Genomic DNA, 25,731 nt, shown 5'->3' with positions numbered 1-25,731 from the left:
GTTCGCCAGGAAGATGGACGTGGATGGTCCCGCACACTAGGCGATGGCGAAGAACAGTATCTGTGACTTCGGTTCACAGATCGTGCGCTCGCCATCTCCGGTGCGGCTCGGCTGCGGCCCCTAGGCCCGTGAGCCGACCAGCGCGAAATGGGCGCCCGTCGGATCGACGCCCTGGATGATCCAGGCGCCGCCGGGCACTTCCATCGGCCCCATCACCACCTTGCCGCCGGCGGCGTTGACGCGCTCGACGGCCGCATCGATGTTGCCGACGACGAAGTAGAAGCCCCAGTGCGGCGGGGCCGGCATGTCCTTGGGCTTCGTCATCATGCCGCCGGTCGTCTGGCCGTGCACCTTGAAGAGCTGGTAGGTCCCCATCTCGCCCATGTCGAGGGCTTCGTCCTTCTCCCAGCCGAACATCGACGAATAGAAGGCCCAGGCGCCATCGAGGTCGCCGGCCATCAGTTCGTGCCAGCCGACATGGCCGGGCGTCATCGGATCGCCCGGGGGCGGGCCCTCCTCCTTGGGGCTGAACAGGCAGAAGGCGGCGCCATGCGGGTCGGCGACGACGGCGAAGCGGCCGATGTCGGGAATGTCGTCCGGCTGCCGGTGGACGGCGCCACCCTTTGCCGCCACGTCGCGCGCGGTGGCATCGACATCGCCGGCGGAGATGTAGCCGATCCAGAAGGGCGGCATGCCCTCGGCCTCCTTCGGGGTCTTCATCAGCCCCGCGATCATCTCCTCCCCGGCCGAAAACGTCGTGTACTGGATGCCCGGGATGCTGGTGTCCCTGGCCGTCCAGCCGACGACGGTCTTGTAGAAGGCTTCTGCCGCATCGGTATCGTCGGTCATCAGCTCGTACCAGACGAACTTTCCTTGTTTGCTGGGCATGATTTCCTCCAGGATGGCTTCGCTCGGATGAAACAGGCTCGACCGCGTTCCACGACGCGCAGTCTGCGGCCGAGATGTGCACATTTTACGTCAGCTGCAGCAGGACTGGGCCTTGGGGGCATCCTCATACTCGTCCTTGCGCTTGACGAAGCTGAGCGTGCCGGTCTCGTTGCGGCCCTTCGGCGCGCGGTCCAAGGTCATCAGGGTCCCCAGCAGTTCCTCGCCGCCGCGGGAGTATTCCGAATAGGTGTGGTAGACGCTGCCGTCCTCGTCGCGGAAGAAGGCGCTCATGCCGGGCAGTTCGTCGTGGGCATCCTCCGAAGGGGTCTGCCGGTAGTTGTAGGTGACGGTGCCGCGCGCCAGGTCCTCCCTGGTGAAGGAGACGTGGTAGTCGAAGTTGAAGTCGCTGCCGAAGGACGAATACCACGGGAACGCCCAGCCCATCCGCCGCTTGTAGGCCTCGATCTTGGCGAGCGGTGCGCGGGAGACGCAGACGAAGGTCACGTCGTGGTGGTTCAGGTGCGGCAGCATGCCGTCGATATGGTCGGCCATGAAGGAGCAGCCGGGGCAGCCGGCCTCCCAGTCGGGGCCGAACATGAAATGATAGATCATCAGCTGGCTGCGGCCGTCGAACAGGTCGGCGAGCGTCTTCCGCCCCGCCGGCGTGTCGAACGCATAGGCCTTGTCGACCCTGACCCAGGGCAGCGCCAGCCGCTCGGCGCGGACCTTGTCGCGCAGACGCGTCTCTTCCTTTTCCATGGCGAGAAGCGCCTGGCGCGCCTTCAGCCATTCCTCGCGGGAAACGACCTCGTGTTGCTGTCTCATGCTCGTCACTCCCTTTCACGGACATTTCAACCTGATTACGTTGATATCAACCTTATCCCGGCGTGTCAAAGTTGCCGGCCATCCGGCCGATTGTCTCAAGGACGAAGGATAGGGCGGCAATCCGACATTCCCTTGTCAAAAAAGGAGCGGGCCATATCTAACGCGGCTCACGAGGAGTTCGATCCATGGCCAGAATGCCCACCCTGCGCGCCGTCGCGCCCGCTCTCATGACGCTCTGCAGCCTGCTTGCCGTCGCGTGGCCGGCGACCGCCGCGAGCTTCGACTGCGACCGGACGGAGCTTGCCCCGGACGAGAAGGCGATCTGCGACAACCGGGCGCTGAACGATGCGGACGTCCGGATGGTCACGACCTTCGACATCCTGTCGGGGCTCGTCGCCATGGGGGCGCGCGGCGAGATGCAGGACCAGCAGACGGCGTGGCTGAAGGAGCGGCAGGCCTGCGGCGCCGACGTCGCCTGCATCCAGTCCGCCTACGACCGGCGGATGCAGCAGCTGAACGAAGCCTACAAGAACATCAGCCGCCCGCTCTGACGGCATCGCCGTCCCTGCCTCCGGCCGTTCCCTGTCCAGACCTGTGCGTATCGGCGCGGGGAATGTCATGCGACTTTCAACTTGACAGCATACTGTCAATTTGACATCATGCTTTCATGATGGCTGAGCGATCCGATCATTTGACCGCCTTGGCGCTGGCGACGTTCCGCGCCAATGGCGCGCTGCTTTCGGCCGGCGATGCACTGACCGCACCGTTCGGCCTCTCCAGTGCGCGCTGGCAGGTGATGGGTGCGGTCGTGCTCGCCGGACAGCCGCTGACCGTGCCGCAGATCGCCCGCAACATGGGCCTGTCGCGGCAATCGGTGCAGCGCCTGATCGACGAGTTGCAGAAGCAGGAGATGGTGACGCTCGCGCCGAACCCGCATCACAAGCGGGCCAGGCTGGTGCGGCTCTCGCCGGCCGGCGAGGCGGCCTATGGCGCCGTCATGCTGCAATGGAACGCCCTTGCCGCCCGTCTGGCGGCGGGGATGGACGAGACGCAAGTGAAAGCCGCGACTGAGGCCCTCGAGACGCTTTGCATCCGGCTGGATGAAGTCCATCCGCCGGATTGATCCAAGAGGACGACATCGATGAAGACGCTCCATCCCGTCGCCGGCATGCTGGCGCTGGCGACGATCCTTGCCTTCTGGCTGTCCACGGCGGTGGCGGAAACGATCGGCACGATCGAGGTGGTCCGTGCCGTGAAGCTCGCCATCCCCTGGGGGCTGCTGGTGCTCGTGCCCGCGCTGGCGCTGACGGGCGTCAGCGGCTTTCGCATCGGCGGGCGTTGGAAGAGCCCGATCGTCGCGGCCAAGATGAAGCGCATGCCCTTCATCGCGCTGAACGGCATCCTGGTGCTGGTGCCCTGCGCGCTGGTTCTCCGGCATTTCGCGCTCGCCGGCGACTTCGGCACGGTCTTCTACCTGGTGCAGGCGCTCGAGCTCGTCGCCGGCGCCGTCAACATCTGTCTCATGGCGCTCAATGTGCGCGACGGCATGCGGCTCGGGCGCAGGGTGCGCGCCTGAGCCGCGCCGGCGTCATTCCGGCAGGATGCGCACCGCGCCGAGATCGGCGGAGCTGGCAAAGGCGGCGTAGGCCTTGAGCGCGGTCGTGACGTTGCGCTTGCGCGGCTGCGCCGGCTTCCAGCCGAGCTTGTCCTGCTCGGCGCGGCGGGCGGCGAGCTCGGCGTCGGAGATCGCCAGATTGATGGTGCGGTTCGGAATATCGATCTCGATCGTGTCGCCCTGGCGGACGAGGCCGATCGCGCCGCCGTTCGCCGCTTCCGGCGAGGCGTGGCCGATCGACAGCCCGGAGGTGCCGCCGGAGAAGCGGCCGTCGGTGATCAGTGCGCAGGCCTTGCCGAGCCCCTTCGACTTCAGGTAGCTCGTCGGATAGAGCATCTCCTGCATGCCGGGGCCGCCCTTCGGGCCCTCGTAGCGGATGACGACGACGTCGCCGGCCTTGACCTCGCCGCCGAGGATGCCCTTGACCGCCGCGTCCTGGCTTTCGAAGACGACGGCGGGGCCGGTGAACTTCAGGATCGATTCATCGACGCCGGCGGTCTTCACGATGCAGCCGTCGAGCGCGATGTTGCCCTTCAGCACGGCGAGACCGCCGTCCTTGGAGAAGGGATGTTCGACGGAGCGGATGACGCCCTTCTCGCCGTCGGTGTCGAGATCGTCCCAGCGGGCTTCCTGGGAGAAGGCGACCTGCGTCGGGATGCCGCCGGGGGCGGCGCGGAAGAAGGTGCGGACCGTCTCCGAGTTGGTGCGGGTGATGTCCCAGCGGTCGATCGCGTCGCCGAGGGTGGCGGCGTGCACGGTCGGGCTGTCGCGGTGGATCAGGCCGCCGCGGTCGAGTTCGCCGAGGATGCGCATGATGCCGCCGGCGCGGTGGACGTCCTCCATGTGGACGTCGCTCTTGGCCGGGGCGACCTTGGACAGGCAGGGCACCTTGCGCGACAGCCTGTCGATGTCGTCGAGATTGAAGTCGATCCCGCCCTCGTAGGCGGCGGCGAGGATGTGCAGCACCGTGTTGGTCGAGCCGCCCATGGCAATGTCCAGCGACATCGCGTTCTCGAAGGCCTTCCTGTTGGCGACGTTGCGCGGCAGCACGCTCTCGTCCTCCTGCTCGTAGTAGCGGCGGGCGAGGTCGACGATCAGGTGGCCGGCCTCGACGAACAGCCGCTTGCGGTCGCCGTGGGTGGCGAGCGTCGAGCCGTTGCCGGGCAGGGAGAGGCCGAGGGCTTCCGTCAGACAGTTCATCGAATTGGCGGTGAACATGCCCGAGCACGAGCCGCAGGTCGGGCAGGCGGAGCGCTCGATCGCCTTGACGTCCTCGTCGGAGACCGCGTCGTCGGCGGCGGCGACCATCGCGTCGACCAGATCCAGCGCGTGCTTCCGGCCGTGCAGTACGACCTTGCCGGCCTCCATCGGGCCGCCGGAGACGAAGACTGCGGGGATGTTCAGCCGCATCGCGGCGTTCAGCATGCCGGGCGTGATCTTGTCGCAGTTGGAGATGCAGACCATGGCGTCGGCGCAGTGGGCGTTGACCATGTATTCGACGCTGTCGGCGATGATCTCGCGGCTCGGCAGCGAATAGAGCATGCCGTCATGGCCCATGGCGATGCCGTCGTCGACGGCGATCGTGTTGAACTCCTTGGCGACGCCGCCGGCGGCCTCGATCTCGCGGGCGACCAGCTGGCCGAGGTCCTTCAGGTGCACGTGGCCGGGGACGAACTGGGTGAACGAGTTGACCACGGCGATGATCGGCTTGCCGAAATCCGCATCCTTCATGCCGGTCGCGCGCCACAGGCCGCGGGCACCGGCCATGTTGCGACCGTGGGTGGTGGTTCGGGAGCGATAGGCTGGCATCGACATGTTCCTCAAGGTCCTGCAAGGCCCGGCATCGGGCCCGAAACACCCACCCGCCAGCCTCTGTCACGGGTTCCCTAGCGCAAAAGCCCGGCCGCGTCACGAAAGGATTGTCATTTTTTGCGCCGAAACTTGGAATTTCCTGTCGCGTTGCCCTGCAGCAATGACCGTTGTCGACAGGATGCAATTGTGAGACTGTCCGGCTTTATCGGGCACGGGAAGGGTGATGGCGAAGGATCGGGCGGACAAGACGGAGGCGGCGGAAACGGCGCCGCTCTACCTGCGCATCCGCGATGCGCTCGAAGAGGCGATCGCGGCGGGCCGGCTGCCGAAGGGCGCGCTCCTGCTCGAAGGCCACGTGGCCGCCATCTTCGCCTCGACCCGCACCCCGGTGCGCCAGGCCTTTGCGCTCCTGGAAGCGGCCGGCGTCCTGCGCCGCTTCGAGGGCCGCGGCTTCGTGGTCGGCCCCGGCCGGGGCGAGCCGCTCAGGATCGCGCTTTCGGCGGAAATGTTCGGGGACGGCGGCGCGGCGCAGGCGCTGCGCAAGGCACCGGGCTGGGAGACGATCTACGAGGGGCTGGAGCGGGAAATGGTACACCTCTCCGTCTTCGGCCGCCACCGCATCAACGAGGTGGAGCTGGCGCGCGCCAGGGGCGTCGGCCGGCAGGTGGCGCGCGACGCGCTGACCCGGCTCGAAAGCCTCGGCATCGTCGAGAAGGACGAGCGGATGCGCTGGACGGTGGTGCCGCTCGACGAGAAGCGCATGCGCGACCTGCACGACATCCGCGTGGCGCTGGAGCCGGTGGCGCTGAAACAGGCCTTTCCCTTCATGCCGGACGGCGAGCGCGCGGCGATGACGGCGCGTCTGAAACGCGCGCTCGCCGGCTATCCCGACCTCTCGATCGAGGAGATGGACGGCATGGAGACCGACCTGCACATCACCCTTCTGGCCCACTGCCCCAACCGCGAGATCCTGATCGCGCTGCGCCGCGCCCGCTTCATGCTCAACGTCTCGAAGCACATCATGGGCGTCTCGCACGAGATGCCGAAGGACGAGCCGTTCATCGCCGAGCACCTGACGGTGTTCGCCGCGCTGGAGGCCGGGGACGCCGACGGCGCGGCGGAGGCATTGCGCCACCACATCGCGATCTCGCTGCCGAAGGTGATCGGTCGGGTGGAGGCGTTTCGTCGAACGCACAAGGCTGCGATGCCGGCGTATGCAGGGGCGTTGGGGTAGCCGTAAAAGCGTATCGAACCGCCGGTCGCCATGCTTCTGTCGTGCTGAAACAGCGCTGACGGAAAGTATTCGGTGTGGTATAAGAGCCGTGCGATAAAATTATTGTCGCGATGAGGGATTCTACTTCTTAACGCAGTAAGCATTTCGGCGGATTCGCGCCGAGGTGTTTCCGGATATTTGGCAAGCTACATTGTCGGATGACGTCTGCGCTGGGGTCAAGCTCCGGCGGACGTATCGGCTTCATTTTCCTTTGTCTTGATAGCTCAGAGAGGGAGCATGGACCATGAATATCCTGCAAAAACTATGTGTCGGGCTGCTATCATCGACCCTTGCGGCAACGGTGGCCGCCGCGCCTGTCGCTGCGCAAGAACCGAAGCCGAACATCCTCGTGATCATGGGCGACGATGTGGGATGGTTCAACATCGGCGCCTATCACCGGGGCATCATGTCCGGAAAGACGCCCAACCTCGACCGCCTCGCGGCGGAGGGCATGATGTTCACCGACTACTACGCCGAGGCCAGTTGCACGGCTGGCCGCGCGAGCTTCATCACCGGGGAGATACCGCTCCGGACAGGGCTGACGACGGTCGGGCAGGCGGGTGCGGATGTCGGCATGCCCGACAAGGCCGCGACGCTAGCGACGGCCTTGAAGGCGCAGGGCTATGCCACCGGACAGTTCGGCAAGAACCATCTCGGCGATCTCAACAAATACCTGCCGACGCTCCATGGCTTCGACGAGTTCTTCGGGTACCTCTATCACCTCGACGCGATGTCTGATCCCTACTGGTACTCGTTCCCGAACGACCAGTCCTATCGTGACAAGGTTGGCCCGAGAAACCTGCTCCACACCTTTGCCATCGATACGGACGACACGACCGAGCAGCCGCGCTGGGGCAAGATCGGCAAGCAGCGGATCATCGACGAGGGGCCGCTGGCGCCCTATCCGGACATGACCGACGTTCCGAACATGCACGACATCATGCCTAAGGCGAAATACGACATGGGCACGTTCGACGAGGTGCTGGTGAAGGCCTCTTGCGACTTCATGGACAAGGCGAAGACGGACGGAAAGCCGTTCTTCGTCTGGCACAACACGACACGCATGCACGTCTGGACGTTCCTTTCGCCCAAGTACCAGGCGATGATGAACAGCGAGACCAACTACGGTCTCGAGGAGGCCGGCATGGCACAGCTCGACGACAGCGTCGGTGCCATCCTGAAATGCGTGGAGGATGCGGGCGTGACCGACAGCACGATCGTCATCTTCACGACCGACAACGGCGCGGAGGTGTTCACCTGGCCGGACGGGGGAATGACGCCGTTCAAGGGCACCAAGGGCACGGTCATGGAGGGCGGTTTCCGGGCCCCGGCGATCATCCGCTGGCCGGGGAAGGTCAGGCCGGGCTCGGTCGAGAACGGTGTCTTTTCTGCGCTCGACTGGTTCCCGACGCTGACGGCAGCCGCCGGAAATCCTGACATCACCGATCAGTTGCTGAAGGGCGTGCAGCTGGGCGACCGCACCTACAAGAACCATCTGGACGGCTATAACCAGATGGACCTGCTGACGGGCAAGGGGCCTTCGGCACGGCACGAGTTCTTCTACTTCGGCGGTCCGCAGCTCGGGGCCGTCAGGATCGACAATTTCAAGTTCCAGTTCTACCAGCAGCCGCAGGGTTGGCCCGGCGCGAAGCTGACGACGGACATGCCGACCATGATCAACATCCGGCAGGATCCCTTCGAGCGCACCCCGTCGATCGGGCAGCAGAGCCTCAACGATCTCGGCGGCGGCTACATGAACGATTTCTACGCGCGCGAATTCTGGCGGTTCGTGAGCGTGCAGCAGGAAGTCGCGAAGCTGGCGATGACGGCGATCGACTACCCGCCGATGCAGGACCCGGCGTCCTTCAATCTTGACGCCGTCAAGAAGCAGATCGACGCCGCGATCAAGAACAGGCCCGGGAACTAGGGCATCTTGCGCACGAAGCGATTTCGCAAGGTTGTGATGCGCTTCGGCGAACACGGCCCGGGAGCTGCTTGCGCCGCCGCTCCCGGGTGGACCTCATCTTAGAGCGGGTTGCGCTGCGGACAGCAGATCTCGCCCCTCACGTAATCGCCCCCACCTGCCACGGCACGAACTCGTTGTCGCCGTAGTCGAAGGCCTCGCTCGCGGTCTTCTTCCCCGAGGCCGTCTCGATGACGAAGTCGAAGATGCGGCGGCCGGCCTGTTCGATCGTCTCGGTGCCGTTGACGATGGTGCCGCAGTTGATGTCCATGTCGTCCTTGATGTGCTCGTACATCGGCGTGTTGGTGGCGATCTTGATGCAGGGGGCGGGCTTGTAGCCGGAGACGGAGCCGCGGCCGGTGGTGAACGCCACGAGGTTGCAGCCGCCGGCGATCTGGCCGGTGACGGCGGCGGGGTCGTAGCCGGGCGTGTCCATGAAGACGAAGCCGCTTTCGGTCACTTCCTCGGCATATTCGTAGACGGCGTTCAGCGGCATCGAGCCGCCCTTGGCGACGGCGCCGAGCGACTTTTCCAGGATCGTCGTCAGCCCGCCGGCCTTGTTGCCGTGCGAGGGGTTGTTGTTCAGTTCGGCGTCGTTCTTCGCCGTGTATTCGCGCCACCAGTCGATGCGCGACAGGAGCTTCTCGGCAACGTCCGGACGGGCGGCGCGGCGGGTGAGCAGGTGCTCGGCGCCGTAGATCTCCGGCGTTTCCGACAGCACGGTCGTCGCCCCCTCCTTGACGAGCAGGTCGGAGGCGATGCCGAGCGCCGGGTTGGCGGAGATGCCGGAATAGCCGTCCGAGCCGCCGCATTCGAGCGCCAGCCGGATGCCGGAGAGCGGCTGGGGGGTGCGGCGGATGCGGCCGACGTCCGGCAGCATGTCGTCGATCATCTCGCAGGCAGCCTCGATCGTCTTGCGGGTGCCGCCCTGGTTCTGGATCATCATCGTGCGGAAGGTCTTGCCCTCCTCGAGCCCCGCCTCCTCGACCAGGGGGCCGTACTGGAAGGTCTCGCAGCCGAGACCGATCATCAGGATGCCGCCGAAGTTCGGGTTTCTCGCATAGCCCTTGAAGGTGCGGGTGAGGATGCGGCCGCCCTCGGACTTCAGGTTCAGCGCGCAGCCGCCGCCATAGGTCAGTGCCACGACGCCGTCGATGTTGTCGTGGCCGGTCTCGCGGAATTTGCGGGCATAGTGCTCGGCGACGTAGCGCGAGACCGTGGCGGAACAGTTCACGGTGGAGAGGATGCCGATGTAGTTGCGCGTGCCGATGCGGCCGTTGCCGCGGTCGTAGCCGTCGAAGGTGCGGCGCTCGGCCTCCGGCACCATCACCGGCGGAGCGTTGTCGACGCAGAATTCGTGCTTCAGCGCCACGTCGAGGATCGCGAGATTCTGTAGGTGGACGTGCTCGCCCGGCATGATCGCCCGCGTCGCATAGCCGATGATCTGGCCGTATTTCAGAACCGGCGTGCCCTCGGCGATCGGCGCGATCGCCACCTTGTGGCCACGCGGGATGCGTTCGGCGGCGACGACGCCGTTCACGAGCGCCCGGCCGGCGTCGCAATTGGCGGGGACGACGCCGACATTGTCTTTCGGGTTGAGGACGAGGACTGCGGGGATCTCGGCAAGCATGGCAGGCTCCTGCGGCAATGGTCCGTGGAGTTATGCACAATGTCGGCAAAAGTCAATTGATGACGGTCCGGCGTCTGCTAGGATGGGTCGTTCGCCGGCGCATGATCGCCCGTGCAAGCCCTTCCGCTTTAGTCATACTATTTTTCGATTAAGTCCGACAAAATTCTGTTGACACCGAAGCCGCGCGGGATCGATGGTGGTGCGAACTGCGTCGGGGGAGGCAAGGTGGACGTGAATACTGCAACAGGGCGTGCGCCGGAAGCCGGCGGCAAGGATGCACCACCGGCCCGCAGGCCGCGGGTGCAGAAGAACGTGACGACGGCGCTCGGCCTCGACATCTGCTCCGAGCGCTACCCGGTCGGCACGGCGCTGCCGAAGGAAAGCGACCTTTGCGAACTCTACGGCGTGAGCCGGACCGTGGTCCGGGAATCGCTGAAGATCCTCGCCACCAAGGGGCTGGTGCACAGCCGCCCGCGCGTCGGCACCGTGGTCTGCGACAAGGCGGAATGGAACCTGCTGGACCCGCAGATCCTCGAATGGATGGGGCCGCGGATCCAGGATCTCGACCTGCTCGGCTGCATCCTGGAGACGCGCCGCACGGTCGAGCCGGTGGCCGCCGAGTTCGCCGCGGAACGGGCGAGCGTGCAGGAGATCGCCGATCTGGAGGCCGCCTGGACGCGGATGCGCGACGCCGGCGCCGACACCGAAGCCTTCACGCGCGCCGACGTCCAGTTTCACGAGATCCTGCTGAAGGCGAGCCACAACCAGGTCTTCCGCCAGCTCTCCTCCATCATCCATGCGGCGCTGATGTATTCGCTGTACCGCTCCAACGAGGCGCTCGACCATCGCGACGAGGCGCTCGGCATCCACAGGGACCTCGTCGAGGCGCTGCGGCTGCGCGACAAGGCGGCGGCGCGCGCCGCCTCGCACCGGATGCTGGACACGGCCGTGCGGGACCTGGCGCCCGCCATGCGCGGCCGCCGGCCGGATGCCGAGGCGTCCTGAACGGCCGCACCGGCTCACCACACCTCTTCCTCCCCATCGAGCGGACCATTCCCATGAAGATCACCAAGCTCACCACCTATGTCGTGCCGCCGCGCTGGCTGTTTCTCAAGGTCGAGACCGACGAGGGCATCGTCGGCTGGGGCGAACCGGTCGTCGAGGGCCGGGCGCTCACCGTCGAGGCGGCCGTGCACGAACTGGCCGACTACCTGATCGGCAAGGACCCGATGCTGATCGAGGATCACTGGCAGGTGATGTATCGCGGCGGGTTCTATCGCGGCGGCGCGATCCACATGTCGGCGCTGGCCGGCATCGACCAGGCGCTCTGGGACATCAAGGGCAAGGCCTATGGCCAACCGGTGCACCAGTTGCTCGGCGGCCAGTGCCGCGACAAGATCAAGGTCTATTCCTGGATCGGCGGCGACCGCCCCTCCGACGTCGCGCGCAACGCGAAGGAGGTGGTCGCCCGCGGCTTCAAGGCGATCAAGCTGAACGGCTGCGAGGAGATGCAGATCGTCGACACCAACGAGAAGGTGGAGAAGGCGGTCGAGACGATCGCGACGATCCGCGAGGCGATCGGCCCGCATATCGGCATCGGGGTGGATTTCCACGGCCGCGTCCACAAGCCGATGGCCAAGGTGCTCGCCAGGGAGCTCGAGCCCTACAAGCTGATGTTCATCGAGGAGCCGGTGCTCTCGGAGAACCGCGAGACGCTGAAGGAGATCGCCAACCACTGCTCGACGCCGATCGCGCTCGGCGAACGCCTCTATTCGCGCTGGGACTTCAAGTCGGTGCTGTCGGACGGCTATGTCGACATCATCCAGCCGGACCTGTCGCATGCCGGCGGCATCACCGAATGCCGCAAGATCGCCGCCATGGCGGAAGCCTATGACGTGGCGCTCGCGCCGCATTGCCCGCTCGGGCCGATCGCGCTCGCCGCCTGCCTGCAGGTCGATGCGGTGTCCTACAATGCCTTCATCCAGGAACAGAGCCTCGGCATCCACTACAACCAGGGCAACGACATCCTCGACTACATCGCCAACAAGGAGGTCTTCCACTACGAGGACGGCTTCGTCTCGATCCCGCAGGGACCGGGACTGGGGGTCGAGGTGGACGAAGCCTATGTGATCGAGCGGGCCAAAGAGGGACACCGCTGGCGCAACCCCGTCTGGCGCCATGCCGACGGCAGCGTCGCGGAGTGGTAGGCCCGATCGGTCCGCTTGCACGCGCCGCGGGGCCGGCGCGCCGGCCTCTCCGGAACGGCGATCTTCGGGCGCCGGGGCATCGGCGTGTCATGTGTCCGAAGCGCCGCAGATTGCGAGCTCCTGTCGCTTGCGGCGAGGTCCCGGGGCGATAATCGATTGCCTGCCTCTCCTTTGACCATTAAACAATGCTTAAGAATTGCACGCCCGCCCGGGACGGCGGACGTGCCTTCGGGGGAGCCGCATCGCGCGGCATGGTCATTGGGTGTGTCGGGAATGCGGAGTGTCTTGCGTATCGCGATTGTCCTGACGCTCTCGGCGGCGCTTGCCGCATGCGGCGGCAAGAAGGGCTACATGGCGCCGCTCACGGAGACGGCGGCGGTTCCCGGGGCGTCCACGGTCGACATGCTCGTGGCCACGACGCGGACGCCGTCCGGCGATCCGAACACGCTCTTTTCCGGCGAGCGCAGCGCCCGTCCCTATCTGACCGACATTACCGTTTCCATTCCGCCCGAGAAGAACCGCAAGCCGGGCATGGTGCAGTGGCCGAAGAAGCTGCCGCCGAACCCGGAGACGGATTTCTCGGTCCTGCGGGTCGAGCAACTGGCCTCGATCGAAAGCGGCCAGGATTGGTTCCGGGTGCACAACAAGAACGGCCATGTGATGGTGTTCGTGCACGGCTTCAACAACCGCTACGAAGACGCCGTCTTCCGCTTTGCCCAGATCGTCCACGATTCGGACGCGCAGGTGACGCCGGTGCTGTTCACCTGGCCGTCGCGGGCGAAGCTGCTCGACTACAACTACGACAAGGAAAGCACCAACTATTCCCGCAGCGGCCTGGAGCGGCTGCTGCAGGCGCTTCAGAAGGAAAAGGGCGTCACCGACATCACCATCCTGGCCCACTCGATGGGGACGTGGCTGGCGATGGAGGCCCTGCGCCAGATGGCGATCCGCGACGGCCGGGTCGCGCCGAAGATCGAAAACGTCGTGCTTGCTTCGCCCGACCTCGACATCGACGTGTTCGCCCGCCAGTGGTCGGAGCTCGGCACGCACAAGCCGAACTTCACCATCTTCGTCTCGCAGGACGACAAGGCGCTGGCGCTGTCCCGCTTCATTTCGGGCGATGTGCAGCGCCTCGGCCAGATCAACGCCGCCGAGGAGCCCTATCGCAGCCAGTTCGAGAAGGCGGGGATCACCGTGGTCGATCTGACGAACGTGAAGACCGGCGACCGGCTGGCGCATGGCAAGTTCGCCGAAAGCCCGCAGATCGTCCAACTGATTGGCGAGCGGCTGGTCAACGGCCAGACCCTGACGGATTCCGATGTGACGCTCGGCGAAGGCATCACCGCCATCGTCGCCGGCACGGCAGGCGGTATCGGCCGGATCGCGGCGACGACGGTCGCGACACCGATCGATCTCCTGACCATGGCGCCGGCGGAGGACAAGCTGAGCGGCAAGGTCGATCCGGCGCTGGAATTCGACGATCAGGCGCAGCAGCCCGCCCAGCAGGCGCAGTGACGGGTCCGCCGAAACCCACGACTTCCCTCATTCAGGCGACAAATTCCACTTAAAGTCTCGTTCATGTGGGTTTGTTTGCGTTCCTGTTTTCGGAGCGCCGGCCGCGCGCCGCCACCGTCGGCCGTGCCATTGCCTCGGTGTCAATCAATTGTTTTTACGAATAATTTTTGAAAGAAATGACGTCAGTTCGGCGGTTTTCCTGCCGCCTTTCCGGACGCGCGCCATCGTCGCGGCACGAGAGGCCGGCCTGGGATCGGGAGCCAAAAGGTGAGACGTCCAACCCTTGTGATTTATTCTTGTTAACTTCCCACATTTGTGTGGAAATCTGTGTGTAGTTGTGTTTATATGCTCACAAATTCAAATACCAGCCACTTCAGTCACGCTTCAAAGGGGAATTCCATGGCTCGAACGCCGGAGGAATGGGGGGCGCTGCTTGGCAGTACCCTAGCGAAGATGCAGGCAAGTGACCCGAGATTCTTGCTTCCGGCGATGTCGCCGGATTGCTCGCGTATCATTACCGAAACCATTGCGGTCATTGTGGCCGAGGCCCGTCTTCAGGGGCGCGACGACGCCCTTGTCGGCCTGCAGGGCCCGACGATTGCGCGCAGCCGCCTCCACGCCTGAGGCGGCCGGCTTCCCCGCGATCTCTTCGTCGGGGCGAGGCGGGATCGGGGATCCCGAGGGGTGTTTCTGACATCGGCAGAAATCGGTTTTTCCATTTCATGGCGTTCGACGCAATCGAACGGTATTGCGTCCTTTGCGTCGACGCCATGGTCTCCGTCCTTCGCATAGTTCCCGGATTGATCGTCCGGTTCCATCGTCGCTCCGTGTAGCGGGCTGCGGGCCGCGTTCCTGCGTTTCGGGCCGAGGCCTGCCGAAATGCGCCGCCTGTGCGGGTGCAGCCCCGGGCTAGCGCTCCGTCGGCTGTGCGGCCAGGCGGCCGCGCGAACGGGAGCGGTTCACGTTTGCAAGCCTGTCGCGGGCTTCCTTCAGTTCGCCCGGGGTGAACAGGGGCTGGAACTCGCTCCGCAGCATCGTCGCCTCCATGGAGATTTCGGTCCTGCCGAGATCGATCAGGCGCTCGAGGCCGGTCGTTCCGGGCTTGAAGACGAGTTCCTTGGCCGCCGCCACGCCGCCGTTCATGATGACGTAGCGCCGGAACAGCACGGGCCGGAAGCCGAGTTTGGCGCAGGCGTCGTAGAGCGCCAGCATTTCCAGGTGAAACTGCTCGTGCGGGCGGTTGCTTTTCGGGCCGGGCTTCAAGGTGTCGTGTTCCGCTGCGCGTTGCCGGATCTGGCGAGGGGCCGCAATTCGGGCCTGCCTCGCGCATGCCTGAGATAGTCCACTTCGGCATTCGCCGCAATCGGATCCGGCGGCCGCAACCGCAAGGCCCTACAAAGCAAAAGGCCTTCCGGTTTCCCGGAAGGCCCTGCCTGAATTCGAATGGTGGGCGTGACAAGGATCGAACTTGTAACCCCCTACGATGTCAATTTAGCGAGGAGCGTTGCTCGCGCTTTCACCCTCAAAAATAGCTCAACGTTTCCGGTGGGTTAGGCGGTGTCGATACATTGTCTTTGATAGCGCCAGCTGGTCGTTTGGTGCTGATTTGTGACTGATTACCACTTCACTTGTAGGCAGCGTTGGCACCATCTGGCACCAACGATAGGTCGCTGCTGAAACACTGCAAGCCCGGTGATTTCATCCGGTAGTGATCTGAGTTTCGATCTTGGTTCTTGTCCCACTATCTTTGAAAAAGCGGTTAGAAGAGAAAGTGTCTGATGCGTTCGCCTTGACGCATTTTCGGACAATGTCTATCGCTTCATCGACCTTGTCGAGGGCACTTTCATCAAATTCATCCAAACCGTCTCGTACACAAAGGCGCCTTACTGCGAAAAGGACGTGGTACGCACCGTCTATGATGAACATGTCATGCGGGTCTAAAAACTCTCCCTTCCTCAACTTCCGCTGCACCTCCTTTTTTGCGTGGTCAATTTTTCGAAGAACTTTTAGAGGGATCAGAAGATTTTCTGGCAGAAGGTCATCTGAAAACACGGTGTCGAAGAGGTCGCCGAATATGCGTCCTCGATCTTTTTTAGCTACCTCTGGCATGTCCAGAGCGTACGCGAGGTAAGCTTGCCCCGCGCTCTGTGCATCTATTCGCTGCTCTTTCGGCTTGTCAGAAAACTGATTGGTTTTCCTCTCGTAAAAATAGCCTTTAGCGAGAAGAGCCTGCTCAATTTTATGTTGAATTAACGAATTAGCTCGTAGGTCGCGGCTTTTAATGGGGGTCTGGCTGTTGGTTGTCTCAGACACTTTCGTGCCGACAGATTGCTCTTTGGCTTCGATAATTCGCACCAATATCAGAACGTCACCCACCCGCTCAGGGTCTTGTCGGTATGCTTCAAAAAGCGCGTTAGAGGTTTGCCCGCCGTTTACAATCTGAATGTCTTTGAGAGAAACGACGGGTGCCCGGCCACCTTTCACATACGAGAATGATGAACAAGTGATCGTAAGCCCATTATTGAGATACCAAAACAGATGTCTCTGATCCGACAAAGCCGTCGAAATGATTTCTTTATTGATCGCATTTTTGCTTGATAGGTAAATTCTGACGTTTTCGTCAAATATTGGCCTGTATACCTTATTATTGTCTTCGGGGTCGCGAAGGATTTTTACAAGTTCTCCCGCGTCAATGCTGCAAATTAAAGCTCTTACGTTTCCGTCGGTTCTCTCGTAATAATCCTTGTCAATAATTTTTAGCTCGCAATCAATATGTCTCTTTTTCGACGATATGAATAGGTCGATGATTTCGTCAAGGCCATAATGTTGCTCAGCAACGCCATTGTATTTCTCGAGGGCTTTTCTTAGTCTTTTCTTTTCATCCGCGATCATGGAGGCTGTGTTTGAGCAGAAGTGTATTTCGATTGAGGGAGATTTTTTATTGAGGGCTTGCCAAGCCTCTTTGACTTTTTCAAATAGGATGGGATTGCAGCTTTTGCTTAGCTGCTCGTCCTGATCCAGAAGGTCGGCCAGAAAAGAAAGGATTTTGTCGATCTCTCCTGACGGGAAATTCGACTTTGACTTGGCAAAATCGGACACATATTTGAATTGAAAGAGATGGATGATGTTTTTTCCCTCTCTTTCATCGACGTAAATTGCATCTACGCCGCGATCTTGACCGCCATCAGTGATCGCGTCGTAAGCTTCCTCTTCGCTGATGTCGAGAATTGATTGGACCATAAGAGGCATGAACGCCTTGCTGGCAGTGTCAATATCCAACTCAGGGCTAAGCCACTCTTCGACCTTATGAGAAACCGTACTGAAGTCGATAAGCGTTGCCATTCAAATCTCCTGCGTTTTGTTCCTTACTCCTACAGATGCAGCCCTCCTTCTGCAATCAGGAAGGAGGCGCCGAGCTTATCGTGGACGCCGTTCTTGTGCCCCATCGCCTGTCACCAACAAGGTGTACGTGCACACGACACCGGAAGATCATCGAGCGGTTATCTTCGATCTGTCCAAGGTGAGAGCGTCCGGTGGGCGTGCTGCCTGAGTGTCGATGAGTACCTTTGTGCCAACCTTTCGGCACCGGCTTATGCGTGACGATCTCGACTGTCCGAACTTGGCACCATCTGGCACCAGAAACGAAAAAGGGCTTAGCGATGATTTTCGCTAAGCCCTTGGCTTTTCAGCTAATTAGGATGGTGGGCGTGACAAGGATCGAACTTGTGACCCCTACGATGTCAACGTAGTGCTCTCCCGCTGAGCTACACGCCCATCCGATGTGGGCGCATAGACCACAAATGCCCGATCGGCGTCAATAGGTTTTGTGAAGCTTTTTTCACCGTCCTTCGCTACCGCTTTCGGAGCCCCGATTTCGCCGGGATCGGGGCGGCGAAAAGGGCTGGGGATAAAATGGGGATCGCTCTCCCCACGAGAAAATGGCACCCTATGTCTGATATTGGCGCTCGGGGAGGAGCGCCTGTGGATCTTTGGAGGAACGTGCCGTCGACAGGGTATGAACCTGTTGCGGCGCTGTCGCGAACCCCGTCCCCGCGGAAAGGCAAGGCCGCCGGGGGAAACGGGTGACGCTGCGGGAGGAATGAGAATGTACACAGCCGGAATGCAATTCGGGCTCGGCGAGGACATCGACGCGCTGCGCGACACCGTGCGCCGCTTCGCCGCCGAGCGCATCGCGCCGATCGCAGCCGAGATCGATCGTGACAATGCCTTTCCCATGCCGCTCTGGCGCGAGCTCGGAGACCTCGGCCTGCTCGGCATCACCGCGCCGGAGGACTATGGCGGGGCCGGCATGGGCTATGTCGCCCATTGCGTGGCGATGGAGGAGATCAGCCGGGCCTCGGCATCCGTCGGCCTGTCCTATGGCGCCCACTCCAACCTGTGCGTCAACCAGATCAAGCGCAACGGCTCGGACGCACAGCGCGAGGCGTACCTGCCGAAGCTGATCTCCGGCGAGCATGTGGGTGCGCTCGCGATGTCCGAACCCGGTGCGGGTTCCGACGTCGTCTCGATGAAGCTGCGGGCCGAAAAGCGCGGCGACCGTTACATCCTGAACGGCAGCAAGATGTGGATCACCAACGGGCCCGACGCGGACGTGCTCGTCGTCTATGCCAAGACCGATCCCGAGGCCGGGCCGCGCGGCATCACCGCGTTCCTGGTGGAGAAGGGCTTCAAGGGCTTTTCGACCGCCCAGAAGCTCGACAAGCTCGGCATGCGCGGCTCCAACACCTGCGAACTGGTGTTTGCCGACTGCGAGGTGCCGGCCGAAAACGTGATGGGCGGCGAGGGGCGCGGCGTCAACGTGCTGATGTCGGGCCTCGACTACGAGCGGGTGGTGCTCTCCGGCGGCCCGCTCGGAATCATGGCTGCCTGCCTCGACGTCGTCGTTCCCTACATCCACGAGCGGCGGCAGTTCGAGCGGCCGATCGGCGAGTTCCAGCTGATGCAGGGCAAGGTCGCCGACATGTATGTCGCGCTCAATTCCGCACGCGCCTATGTCTATGCGGTGGCGGCGGCCTGCGACCGCGGCGAGACGACCCGCAAGGATGCCGCCGGCTGCATCCTCTATGCGGCGGAGCAGGCGACGCAGGCGGCGCTGCAGGCGATCCAGGCGCTCGGCGGCAACGGCTACATCAACGACTATACGACCGGGCGGCTGCTGCGCGATGCCAAGCTCTACGAGATCGGCGCCGGCACCTCCGAGATCCGCCGGATGCTGATCGGCCGGGAAATCTTCCAGGAGACCACGTGATGGCGGTGCTGCGCTCCGGTATTTCCCCGCGCACCGACGCCTTCGCCGCCAACCGGGCGGCGATGCTGGAGGCGATCGCGACCGCGGAGGCGGCGGCTGCCTCGTCCTTCGAGGGCGGCGGGCCTAAGGCGCGCGAGCGGCATCTCGGCCGCGGCAAGCTCCTGCCGCGCGACCGGGTGGCGCAACTGATCGATCCCGGCTCGCCCTTTCTGGAAATCGGACTGACGGCGGGACACGGCCTCTATGGCGGCGCCTCGCCCGGCGGCGGCCTGATCGCCGGCATCGGCCGGGTGTCCGGGCTCGAATGCATGATCGTGTGCAACGATGCGACGGTGAAGGGCGGGACCTACTATCCGATCACGGTGAAGAAGCACCTGCGTGCCCAGGAGATCGCCGAGCAGAACCGATTGCCCTGCATCTATCTGGTCGATTCCGGCGGCGCCAATCTGCCGAACCAGGACGAGGTGTTCCCCGACAGGGATCATTTCGGCCGCATCTTCTACAACCAGGCGCAGATGTCTTCGAAGGGCATCGCCCAGATCGCCGTCGTCATGGGCAGCTGCACCGCCGGCGGAGCCTATGTGCCGGCGATGAGCGACGAGACCGTGATCGTGCAGAACCAGGGGACGATCTTTCTCGCCGGCCCGCCGCTGGTCAGGGCGGCGACCGGCGAGGTGGTCAGCGCCGAAGACCTCGGCGGCGGCGACGTGCATACGCGACTGTCGGGTGTCGCCGATCACCTGGCGCGCGACGACCGGCACGCGCTGGCGCTGGCGCGGCGGATCGCCGCCAACCTCAACGGCCGCAAGCAGCCCTTGCCGCACAAGGGCGCGGGCGAGGCGCCGCTCTACGATCCGGAGGAGATCCTCGGCATCGTGCCGGCCGACACCAAGGTGCCCTATGACGTGCGCGAGGTGATTGCCCGCATCGTCGACGGCTCGCGCTTCGACGAGTTCAAGGCGCGTTACGGCACCACGCTCGTCTGTGGCTTTGCGGCGGTTCACGGCATGCCGGTCGGGATCGTCGCCAACAACGGCGTGCTGTTCTCCGAGGCGGCGCTGAAGGGGGCGCATTTCATCGAGCTCTGCGGCCAGCGCTCCGTTCCGCTGGTGTTCCTGCAGAACATCACCGGCTTCATGGTGGGGCGGAAATACGAGGCGGACGGCATTGCCAAGCACGGCGCCAAGCTGGTGACGGCGGTGGCCACCGTCGGCGTGCCGAAGATCACCATGCTGATCGGCGGCTCCTACGGCGCCGGCAACTACGGCATGTGCGGACGAGCCTATTCGCCGCGCTTCCTGTGGACCTGGCCGAACAGCCGCATCGCGGTGATGGGCGGCGAGCAGGCCGCCGGGGTGCTGGCGACGGTGCGGCGGGAGGGGATCGAGCGCACGGGTGCTACCTGGTCGGTCGAGGAGGAGACCGAGTTCAAGCGGCCGACGATCGAGATGTTCGAGCGGCAGAGCCACCCGCTCTACGCCTCGGCAAGGCTCTGGGACGACGGCATCGTCGATCCGCGCAAGGCGCGCGACGTCCTCGGCCTGTCCCTTTCCGCTGCGCTCAACGCGCCGATCGAGGCCACGCGCTTCGGCCTGTTCCGCATGTAGATCCAACGTCAGGAGGATGATCATGAAACGGGAGAACATCAATGCGAAGAATGCTCCGGACCCGCACGGGGGCTATTCGCAGGCGGTGAAGCTCGAGGGGTACGAAAGGCTGCTGCTCGTCAGCGGCCAGATCCCGGCCGATTCCGACGACAAGGTGCCGGAGGGTTTCGAGGCGCAGGCGCGGCAGGTCTGGCGCAATGTCGACGCGCAGCTGAAGGCTGCCGGCATGGACAAGTCCAATATCGTCAAGCTGACGACCTATCTGGCCGACCGGCAGCATGCGACGGCCAACCGCGAACTGCGCAGCGAGTATCTCGGCGCCGTGGCGCCGGCGATGACGGTGGTGATCTGCGGCATCTTCGACGAGCGCTGGCTGCTGGAGGTCGAGGCCGTCGCCGCCCAGTGAGCGGCCTGAATTGGAAGGCGTGTTTCCGGCCCGGACCGCCCGAGGCCGGCATATTTGATCGGACCAGCAACAACCGGGCAAGCCGGGAGAGACGATGTTCAGAAAGATCCTCATTGCCAACCGCGGCGAGATCGCCTGCCGGATCATCCGCACGGCCCGCAAGCTCGGCATTGCGACCGTCGCGGTCTATTCGGACGCCGACCGCGCGGCCCTGCACGTGCAGATGGCCGACGAGGCCTTTCGCCTCGGTCCGGCCGAGGCGGCGCGCAGCTACCTCGACATCGCCGCGATCATCGACGTCTGCAGGAGAAGCGGCGCGGAGGCGGTGCACCCGGGCTATGGTTTCCTCTCCGAGAACCCGGACTTCGTCGCGGCGGTCGAGGCGGCCGGCCTCGTCTTCATCGGCCCTTCCGCAAGCGCGATCCGGGCGATGGGGCTGAAGGACGCCGCCAAGGCGCTGATGGAACAGGCGGGCGTGCCCGTCGTGCCGGGCTATCATGGCGACAACCAGGAGACGGACTTCCTTGCCGCGCAGGCGGATGCGATCGGCTATCCGGTGCTTATCAAGGCGCGGGCCGGCGGCGGCGGCAAGGGCATGCGCCGGGTGGAGCGCGCGAACGACTTCGCCGCAGCGCTGGCGAGCGCCCGGCGCGAGGCCGAGGCCTCGTTCGGCGACGGCCGCGTGCTGGTCGAGAAATACATGGCCAAGCCGCGGCACATCGAGGTGCAGGTGTTCGGCGACCGCCACGGCAACGTCGTCCACCTCTTCGAGCGCGACTGCTCGGCGCAGCGCCGCCACCAGAAGGTGATCGAGGAGGCGCCGGCGCCGGGCATGACGGCGGAGATGCGCGAGGCGATGGGGACGGCGGCGGTGCGGGCGGCGCAGGCGATCGGCTACAGCGGCGCCGGCACGGTGGAATTCATCGCCGACGTCTCCGACGGGCTCAGGGCCGATCGCTTCTTCTTCATGGAGATGAACACCCGCCTGCAGGTGGAGCATCCGGTGACCGAGGCGATCACCGGGCTCGACCTCGTCGAATGGCAGTTGCGTGTCGCCGCCGGCGAGCCGCTGCCGAAGCGGCAGGCCGAGCTTGCGATCGATGGCTGGGCCTTCGAGGCGCGGCTCTATGCGGAGAACCCGGCGCGCGACTTCCTGCCCTCGACCGGGCGGCTGGCACTGTTCGAGGTCCCCGGCGACGTCCGGATCGATTCCGGCGTGCGCGCCGGCGACGAGATCACCGCCTTCTACGATCCGATGATCGCCAAGGTGATCGCCCACGGCGCCGACCGCACCGAGGCGCTCGGCCGGCTCGCCGGCGCGCTGGCGCGCTGCCGGATCGCCGGCGTGACGACCAATGCCGGCTTTCTCGGGCGGCTGTGCCGGGAGCCGCATTTCTCGGCCGGCGACGTCGACACGGGGCTGATCGGCCGGGAGGCGGCGACGCTGCTGCCCAATCCGCCGGCGGGCCTGCCGGTGCAGGCGCTGGCGGCGATCGCCGCGCTGGGGCTGGTCGAGCCCGCGACCGGCGACGACCCCTGGGGCCGTCTGCGCGGCTTCCGCCTGTGGGGGCCGTCCTGGCAGGCGGTGCGCCTCGAGCACGAGGGCCGGGAACTGGAGGTGCGCGTCGCCGCCGGCGAGGGCGGCCGCTTCGATGTCGCGATCGACGATGTGCGGATGTCGCTCGCCTTGCGCGGGACGGCGAGCGACGGCGCAATCCTGGCGGACTTCGGCAATCACAGCCTGGCTGCGACCATCGTCCGCGACGGGCTGCAGGCGACCGTCTTCGCCGATGGCGAAATCCACGTGTTCCACGCCGAGGAGATGGCGGGCCTGCACGGCGAGGAGGAGGCCGGCGGCGATGTGCTCGCGGCCCCGATGCCGGGCGTGGTGCGTCTCGTCTCGGTGGTGGAAGGCGCGGCCGTGGTCAAGGGCGATCCGCTGGTGACGATGGAGGCGATGAAGATGGAACTGGTGCTGGCCGCCCCGCGCGACGGCACGGTGGAGGCGGTGGCCGTCGCCGCCGGCGACCAGGTCGCAGAAGGCGCGGTGCTGCTGCGGCTCGTGGCCGAGGAGCCGGAGTAGGGGAGGCGGCGGTCCCGCCCCTCATCCGCCTGCCGGCACCTTCTCCCCGCAGGCGGGGAGAAGGGCGGGTGCCGCAACGCCTCCGTTCCCTCTCGTCGCTTGCGGGGGAGGGTGAGGGGAGGGGCAAGCGGCAAGCGGCGCGCAGGCGAACTTGTCATCACATGGGACGGCGGAAACGCGGCGAAGACCGCCGCATCGCCTCACGTCGTTCGGCACGTCTCCGCGATGGGGAGAAGAGGGGGACCGCGGCAATGGCGTCATGAGCGGGCTGTGACGGCTCTGTTTCCTGGGTGGCACTGCGAAATTCCTGGATGACGCTGCAAGGCCATTGCTTTAAGCGGCGGTTCCGCCCCTCATCCGCCTGCCGGCACCTTCTCCCCGCAGGCGGGGAGAAGGGCGGGTGCCGCAACGTCTCCGTCCCCTCTCCCCGCTTGCGGGGAGAGGGTCAGGGTGAGGGGCGGGAGAGGACCAGGGTGAGGGGAGGGAGAGGATCAGGGTGAAGGTGAGGGTTAGGGGCAGATGCCCCTGATCCTGTCGCCGTCAGAGAACGGCGGGAAACGCAGCGCTCTCCTACTCCACGAACACCCGTACGCTCGCGGCCCGGCCCACCGCGTCGATCACCGTCAGCGTCGAATAGCCGGCGCCGTCGGGCACCCATTGGGTGGTGCGGCGGCGGGAGCTTTCGGGGAGCATGCGGCCGTTGGCGAGCCAACGGAAGGGAGCGCGGCCGCCCTGCAGCTTGAGCGCCAGCGGTGAGACTGCGCTGCCTCCGCGGGCGCCGAGTTCGACATGGGCGCCTTCCGGCGGGTAGACGATCTGCGGTGCCGGTTCGCGGGTGGTGGCGGCGACGAGGCCAGAGGCGGTGCGAGCGAAACGGCGCAGGCCGACGGGGAGTTCGGACTGGGCGATGCGGACCGCGCCGGGCGGCGCCTTTGGCATCGGGGTTGTGGCGATGCCGGATTTGGCGAAGGCCTCGAACAGGATCGGGGCTGCGGATTCGTACCCCGTCAGGCCGGGGACGGCGGCATTGTCGGCGCGGCCGACCCAGACGCCGAGGACATGGCGGCCGTCATAGCCGACCGACCAGGCGTCGCGGTAGCCGTAGCTCGTGCCGGTCTTGTAGGCGATGCCGAGCCTGCGGCTGCCGCGCGGCGGCAGCACCGCCGAAAGCGTGTCGGTGACGTTCCAGGCGGCGGCCGCATCGATCAGCGGATCACCGGCGACGACCTCGGGCGGACGCTCCACACCGTTGCCGAGGCGGATGACCGCGCCCTGGTTTGCAAGCGCCGCATAGAGCTGGACCAGATCGCGCAGCGTGATGCCGGCGCCGCCGAGCGCGATGGCAAGCCCCGGCGCCTCGGTTGCGGGCAGCGCCAGGCGGACATCGGCGCGGCGCAGCCGAACCGACAGCCGGGTCGGTCCGACCGCATCGAGCAGCCGCACCGCCGGCACGTTGAGCGACAGTTGCAGCGCCTGGCGCACGCTGACGTCGCCCTGGTAGCTCATGTCGAAATTGCGCGGCCGGTAGCCGAAGAAGTCGGCCGGGCGATCCTCGACGATCGTCTCCTGCGCCACCAGCCCCTCCTCGAAGGCGAGGCCATAGATGAAGGGCTTCAGCGCCGAGCCGGGCGAGCGGATCTGGCGGGTCATGTCGATCCAGCCGGAGCGGGAGGCGTCGAAATAGTCGGCCGAGCCGACCTCTCCGACGATGGCGCCGGTGCGGGCGTCGGCCATGACCATGGCGACCGAGAGCTTCGGTCCGAGACGCGCCGCCGCACTCCGGGCGACCGCTTCCAGGGCCTGCTGGACATCGCGGCGGATCGTCGTCTCGTGGCGCTGGCGGGACGGTTCCCTGCGCAAGGCGAGCTCGGAAAGGTGCGGGGCGAGCGCCGGCAGTTGCAGGCGACGCCTCGGGACGGCTTCGGCTGCCGCCCGCTCGGCCTCGCCCTCGCCGATCACGGTGGAGACGGCCATGCGGGTGAGTACGCGCTCGCGCGCGGCGCCCGCGACCTTCGGGAAGCGGTCCGGCCGACGGCGCTCGGGCAACTGCGGCAGGGCGACGAGCAGGGCGGCCTCGGCGACCGAAAGCCGTTTGGGCTCCTTGCCGAAATAGGAAAGGCTCGCCGCGCGCACCCCTTCCAGGTTGCCGCCATAGGGAGCGTGGGTGAGGTAGAGGTCGAGGATCTCGGCCTTGCCGAGCCGTCGCTCGATCTGGACGGCACGGGCCATCTGCCGGACCTTGGCCAGAAGCGAGCGGCCGTCGCGCGGCTCGATCAGCCGGGCGACCTGCATCGACAGCGTCGAGGCGCCGGAGACGATGCGGCCATTGCCGACGAACTGGCCGGCAGCGCGCAGGAGCGCCAGCGGATCGATGCCCCTGTGGTCGTAGAAGCGCTGGTCCTCGTAGGCGAGCAGCATCCGGACGAACTGCGGATCGACGTCTTCCGACGTCGTCCGCAGCCGCCAGAGGCCTTCGGAGGTCGCGAAGGCCCTGAGCAGGCGCCCGTCGGCATCCACCACTTCGCGGGAGGTTTCCGTCGCCCGTTCGATCGGCGGCGGAAAGGCTTCGTCGGCGCGGTTCAATCCCTGCAGCAGCGCGGTTAAGAGCACCGCATTGCCGAAGAGAGCCAAGAGCGCG

20 protein-coding genes and 1 tRNA gene are annotated in these 25,731 nt (G+C 65.1%); 13 read left to right on the top strand and 8 right to left on the bottom strand.

Annotated features, from left to right (window positions below; translation table 11 throughout):
• Positions 1-120 precede the first annotated feature (120 nt).
• Both P0086_RS14765 and P0086_RS14760 read right to left on the bottom strand, forming a co-directional pair.
• Positions 121-888, bottom strand: coding sequence for a VOC family protein (locus P0086_RS14765; protein WP_275786810.1), 768 nt, complete (start codon positions 886-888; stop codon positions 121-123).
• Positions 889-978: 90 nt separating this feature from the next.
• Complete coding sequence (locus P0086_RS14760; protein WP_112593643.1) at positions 979-1,713, bottom strand: thioredoxin family protein; 735 nt, start codon at positions 1,711-1,713, stop codon at positions 979-981.
• A gap of 227 nt (positions 1,714-1,940) precedes the next feature.
• Here P0086_RS14760 and P0086_RS14755 point away from each other — a divergent pair, with 227 nt between their 5' ends.
• The 3 genes from P0086_RS14755 (at position 1,941) to P0086_RS14745 (ending at position 3,289) form a co-directional block, all read left to right on the top strand.
• Positions 1,941-2,264, top strand: a complete 324-nt coding sequence (locus tag P0086_RS14755; RefSeq protein WP_275787007.1) for a hypothetical protein — start codon at positions 1,941-1,943, stop codon at positions 2,262-2,264.
• 119 nt (positions 2,265-2,383) lie between these two features.
• Positions 2,384-2,836: a MarR family winged helix-turn-helix transcriptional regulator gene (locus P0086_RS14750; protein ID WP_275786806.1), complete on the top strand. Its 453-nt coding sequence runs from the start codon at positions 2,384-2,386 to the stop codon at positions 2,834-2,836.
• Between the two features lie 18 nt (positions 2,837-2,854).
• Entirely contained in the window at positions 2,855-3,289 is a 435-nt protein-coding gene (locus tag P0086_RS14745) for a hypothetical protein (RefSeq protein WP_275786803.1), read from the top strand.
• 12 nt (positions 3,290-3,301) lie between these two features.
• Here the strand turns inward: P0086_RS14745 and ilvD are convergent, their stop codons facing one another.
• Positions 3,302-5,137 carry a dihydroxy-acid dehydratase gene (gene ilvD / locus P0086_RS14740; protein ID WP_112593646.1) on the bottom strand — a complete coding sequence of 612 codons (1,836 nt, stop codon included), beginning with the start codon at positions 5,135-5,137 and terminating at the stop codon, positions 3,302-3,304.
• Positions 5,138-5,363: 226 nt separating this feature from the next.
• Between ilvD and P0086_RS14735 the strand changes: the two genes are divergently transcribed.
• Positions 5,364-6,374, top strand: a complete 1,011-nt coding sequence (locus P0086_RS14735; RefSeq protein WP_275786800.1) for a GntR family transcriptional regulator — start codon at positions 5,364-5,366, stop codon at positions 6,372-6,374.
• A 283-nt stretch (positions 6,375-6,657) separates the two neighbouring features.
• The gene (locus tag P0086_RS14730) at positions 6,658-8,340 is read left to right on the top strand and encodes an arylsulfatase (RefSeq protein ID WP_275786797.1); all 1,683 of its coding nucleotides are present in this window, start codon (positions 6,658-6,660) and stop codon (positions 8,338-8,340) included.
• A 136-nt stretch (positions 8,341-8,476) separates the two neighbouring features.
• On the opposite strand, the gene P0086_RS14725 is transcribed toward P0086_RS14730, so the two are convergent.
• A complete protein-coding gene (locus P0086_RS14725) occupies positions 8,477-10,006 on the bottom strand; it encodes an altronate dehydratase family protein (RefSeq protein WP_275786794.1) in 1,530 nt (509 codons plus the stop codon).
• 231 nt (positions 10,007-10,237) lie between these two features.
• On the opposite strand from P0086_RS14725, the gene P0086_RS14720 reads away from it, so the two are divergent.
• The 4 genes from P0086_RS14720 (at position 10,238) to P0086_RS14705 (ending at position 14,352) form a co-directional block, all read left to right on the top strand.
• Positions 10,238-11,011 (top strand): FadR/GntR family transcriptional regulator, encoded by a 774-nt coding sequence (locus P0086_RS14720; protein ID WP_275786791.1) that lies wholly within the window; start codon positions 10,238-10,240, stop codon positions 11,009-11,011.
• Between the two features lie 53 nt (positions 11,012-11,064).
• On the top strand, positions 11,065-12,213 hold the full coding sequence (gene dgoD / locus P0086_RS14715; RefSeq protein WP_112608584.1) for a galactonate dehydratase: 1,149 nt from the start codon (positions 11,065-11,067) through the stop codon (positions 12,211-12,213).
• Between the two features lie 273 nt (positions 12,214-12,486).
• A complete protein-coding gene (locus tag P0086_RS14710; RefSeq protein WP_112608582.1) occupies positions 12,487-13,728 on the top strand; it encodes an alpha/beta hydrolase in 1,242 nt (413 codons plus the stop codon).
• 399 nt (positions 13,729-14,127) lie between these two features.
• On the top strand, positions 14,128-14,352 hold the full coding sequence (locus P0086_RS14705) for a hypothetical protein (protein WP_275786786.1): 225 nt from the start codon (positions 14,128-14,130) through the stop codon (positions 14,350-14,352).
• Between the two features lie 285 nt (positions 14,353-14,637).
• On the opposite strand, the gene P0086_RS14700 is transcribed toward P0086_RS14705, so the two are convergent.
• The 3 genes from P0086_RS14700 to P0086_RS14690 form a co-directional block, all read right to left on the bottom strand.
• Complete coding sequence (locus P0086_RS14700; RefSeq protein ID WP_275786784.1) at positions 14,638-14,991, bottom strand: hypothetical protein; 354 nt, start codon at positions 14,989-14,991, stop codon at positions 14,638-14,640.
• 435 nt (positions 14,992-15,426) lie between these two features.
• Positions 15,427-17,070, bottom strand: coding sequence for an AIPR family protein (locus tag P0086_RS14695; protein ID WP_275786781.1), 1,644 nt, complete (start codon positions 17,068-17,070; stop codon positions 15,427-15,429).
• 357 nt (positions 17,071-17,427) lie between these two features.
• Positions 17,428-17,502, bottom strand: a tRNA-Val gene (locus P0086_RS14690).
• A 346-nt stretch (positions 17,503-17,848) separates the two neighbouring features.
• Here P0086_RS14690 and P0086_RS14685 point away from each other — a divergent pair.
• The 4 genes from P0086_RS14685 to P0086_RS14670 all read left to right on the top strand — a co-directional run bounded on the left by P0086_RS14685 (position 17,849) and on the right by P0086_RS14670 (position 23,093).
• Positions 17,849-18,997 carry an isovaleryl-CoA dehydrogenase gene (locus P0086_RS14685; RefSeq protein ID WP_275787005.1) on the top strand — a complete coding sequence of 383 codons (1,149 nt, stop codon included), beginning with the start codon at positions 17,849-17,851 and terminating at the stop codon, positions 18,995-18,997.
• Positions 18,997-20,604, top strand: coding sequence for a carboxyl transferase domain-containing protein (locus P0086_RS14680; protein WP_275786778.1), 1,608 nt, complete (start codon positions 18,997-18,999; stop codon positions 20,602-20,604). Before P0086_RS14685 ends, P0086_RS14680 begins: the two co-directional genes overlap by 1 nt.
• Positions 20,605-20,626: 22 nt before the next feature.
• Positions 20,627-21,010, top strand: a complete 384-nt coding sequence (locus P0086_RS14675; RefSeq protein ID WP_112593699.1) for a RidA family protein — start codon at positions 20,627-20,629, stop codon at positions 21,008-21,010.
• Positions 21,011-21,104: 94 nt separating this feature from the next.
• Entirely contained in the window at positions 21,105-23,093 is a 1,989-nt protein-coding gene (locus P0086_RS14670; protein ID WP_275786775.1) for an acetyl/propionyl/methylcrotonyl-CoA carboxylase subunit alpha, read from the top strand.
• A gap of 570 nt (positions 23,094-23,663) precedes the next feature.
• On the opposite strand, the gene pbpC is transcribed toward P0086_RS14670, so the two are convergent.
• Positions 23,664-25,724 carry a penicillin-binding protein 1C gene (gene pbpC, locus P0086_RS14665; RefSeq protein ID WP_275787001.1) on the bottom strand — a complete coding sequence of 687 codons (2,061 nt, stop codon included), beginning with the start codon at positions 25,722-25,724 and terminating at the stop codon, positions 23,664-23,666.
• Positions 25,725-25,731 lie beyond the last annotated feature (7 nt).

This window comes from Mycoplana sp. MJR14, from assembly GCF_029210525.1.
GTDB lineage: Bacteria > Pseudomonadota > Alphaproteobacteria > Rhizobiales > Rhizobiaceae > Mycoplana.
This window is presented reverse-complemented; position numbering and strand designations above follow the sequence as displayed.

What these genes read in the sequence shown, in the direction of transcription:
- P0086_RS14765 (WP_275786810.1), bottom strand. Translation starts at nt 888, where the DNA reads ATGCCCAGCAAACAAGGAAAGTTCGTCTGGTACGAGCTGATGACCGAC.
- P0086_RS14760 (WP_112593643.1), bottom strand. Translation starts at nt 1,713, where the DNA reads ATGAGACAGCAACACGAGGTCGTTTCCCGCGAGGAATGGCTGAAGGCG.
- P0086_RS14755 (WP_275787007.1), top strand. Translation starts at nt 1,941, where the DNA reads ATGACGCTCTGCAGCCTGCTTGCCGTCGCGTGGCCGGCGACCGCCGCG.
- P0086_RS14750 (WP_275786806.1), top strand. Translation starts at nt 2,384, where the DNA reads ATGGCTGAGCGATCCGATCATTTGACCGCCTTGGCGCTGGCGACGTTC.
- P0086_RS14745 (WP_275786803.1), top strand. Translation starts at nt 2,855, where the DNA reads ATGAAGACGCTCCATCCCGTCGCCGGCATGCTGGCGCTGGCGACGATC.
- ilvD (WP_112593646.1), bottom strand. Translation starts at nt 5,137, where the DNA reads ATGCCAGCCTATCGCTCCCGAACCACCACCCACGGTCGCAACATGGCC.
- P0086_RS14735 (WP_275786800.1), top strand. Translation starts at nt 5,364, where the DNA reads ATGGCGAAGGATCGGGCGGACAAGACGGAGGCGGCGGAAACGGCGCCG.
- P0086_RS14730 (WP_275786797.1), top strand. Translation starts at nt 6,658, where the DNA reads ATGAATATCCTGCAAAAACTATGTGTCGGGCTGCTATCATCGACCCTT.
- P0086_RS14725 (WP_275786794.1), bottom strand. Translation starts at nt 10,006, where the DNA reads ATGCTTGCCGAGATCCCCGCAGTCCTCGTCCTCAACCCGAAAGACAAT.
- dgoD (WP_112608584.1), top strand. Translation starts at nt 11,065, where the DNA reads ATGAAGATCACCAAGCTCACCACCTATGTCGTGCCGCCGCGCTGGCTG.
- P0086_RS14710 (WP_112608582.1), top strand. Translation starts at nt 12,487, where the DNA reads ATGCGGAGTGTCTTGCGTATCGCGATTGTCCTGACGCTCTCGGCGGCG.
- P0086_RS14705 (WP_275786786.1), top strand. Translation starts at nt 14,128, where the DNA reads ATGGCTCGAACGCCGGAGGAATGGGGGGCGCTGCTTGGCAGTACCCTA.
- P0086_RS14695 (WP_275786781.1), bottom strand. Translation starts at nt 17,070, where the DNA reads ATGGCAACGCTTATCGACTTCAGTACGGTTTCTCATAAGGTCGAAGAG.
- P0086_RS14685 (WP_275787005.1), top strand. Translation starts at nt 17,849, where the DNA reads ATGCAATTCGGGCTCGGCGAGGACATCGACGCGCTGCGCGACACCGTG.
- P0086_RS14680 (WP_275786778.1), top strand. Translation starts at nt 18,997, where the DNA reads ATGGCGGTGCTGCGCTCCGGTATTTCCCCGCGCACCGACGCCTTCGCC.
- P0086_RS14675 (WP_112593699.1), top strand. Translation starts at nt 20,627, where the DNA reads ATGAAACGGGAGAACATCAATGCGAAGAATGCTCCGGACCCGCACGGG.
- P0086_RS14670 (WP_275786775.1), top strand. Translation starts at nt 21,105, where the DNA reads ATGTTCAGAAAGATCCTCATTGCCAACCGCGGCGAGATCGCCTGCCGG.